Below are 1,196 nucleotides of genomic sequence, written 5' to 3' on the forward strand. Positions count from 1 at the left end.
GTGCACGGCCTCGACGAATTCGCCCGGTTGCCGGTCCTGTTTGCCATAGGCAATGAAGAAGGTTTCCAGCGGAATCGAGCGCCGCTTCTTGCCCTTGCGCAGGGTGAGACTTGCGCCAAGCGCGATCAAGGGCGGCGGCGTGTCGCCGATCGGCGAGCCGTTGGCGATGTTGCCGCCGATGGTGCCCATGTTGCGCACCTGTTCGCCGCCGATGCGATCGAACAACGGCCCCAGCGCCGGGATACGCTTCGCCAATGTCGCGAAGGCATCAGTGTAGGTGACGCCCGCGCCGATCGAAATGACGCCGTTGTCTTCCGAGATGGTGCAAAGTCCGTCGAGATTGCCGATGAAAATGGCCGGCGAAATATCGCGCATGTGCTTGGTCACCCAGAGGCCGACATCGGTCGAGCCGGCAACGATGGTGGCGTTGGGGTCCTTGTCCAGCACGGCGGCGAAATCATCGACGTTGGCCGGCACGACCAGCCGCGCCTTGGCCGAACCGATCTCGACCCGGGCGCCGTCATGCAGGGCCTCGAGCCTCTCGGTGATCGCCTTGCGCTCCGCGGCCAGCGGATCCTCCGCCGCCTTACCGTAGCTGGAAATGGCATGCGCCGCGCGGATGATCGCCTCGTAGCCGGTGCAGCGGCAGAGATTGCCTTGCAAGGCCTTTTCGATATCCGCGTTCGACGGATTCGATGACTTCATCCACAGGCCATAGAGCGACATGACGAAGCCCGGCGTGCAGAAGCCGCATTGCGAGCCGTGGAAATCGACCATCGCCTGCTGCACCGGATGCAGTTGGCCTGATACGCCGCGCAGATGCTCGACGGTCACGACATGGGTGGCGTCCAACGAGCCGAGGAAACGGATGCAGGCATTGACGCTTTCATAGACCAGCCCGCCGGCCGAGAGCTTGCCGACCAACACGGTGCAGGCGCCGCAATCACCCTCGGCGCAGCCTTCCTTGGTGCCGCGCAGCGACCGCTCTAGCCGCAGCCAGTCGAGCAGGGTCGCGTCTGACGCCACCGACGAAAGCGCCACATCCCTGCCATTGAGGATGAAGCGGATCTCGTTGCGGATGCTGATTTTGGCCATGCCTCAGCTCCCCCTGTATGTCGAGTAGCCGTAAGGCGAGACCAGCAGTGGCACATGATAGTGCACGGGCTCGGCCATGCCGAAGCGGATCGGTATCACAT

General features: G+C 63.5%; 2 protein-coding genes. Both read right to left on the reverse strand.

Going from position 1 to position 1,196, the window contains the following annotated elements:
• Nucleotides 1-1,095, reverse strand: a 1,095-nt coding sequence (gene xdhA, locus EN750_RS35215; protein WP_127399339.1) for a xanthine dehydrogenase small subunit, incomplete at its 3' end; no start/stop codon positions are given.
• Between the two features lie 3 nt (nucleotides 1,096-1,098).
• Nucleotides 1,099-1,196: hydroxyisourate hydrolase (locus EN750_RS35220; protein WP_145968240.1), on the reverse strand; the 98-nt coding region annotated here is incomplete at its 5' end.

Source organism: Mesorhizobium sp. M7A.F.Ca.ET.027.03.2.1 (assembly GCF_003999175.1).
GTDB lineage: Bacteria > Pseudomonadota > Alphaproteobacteria > Rhizobiales > Rhizobiaceae > Mesorhizobium.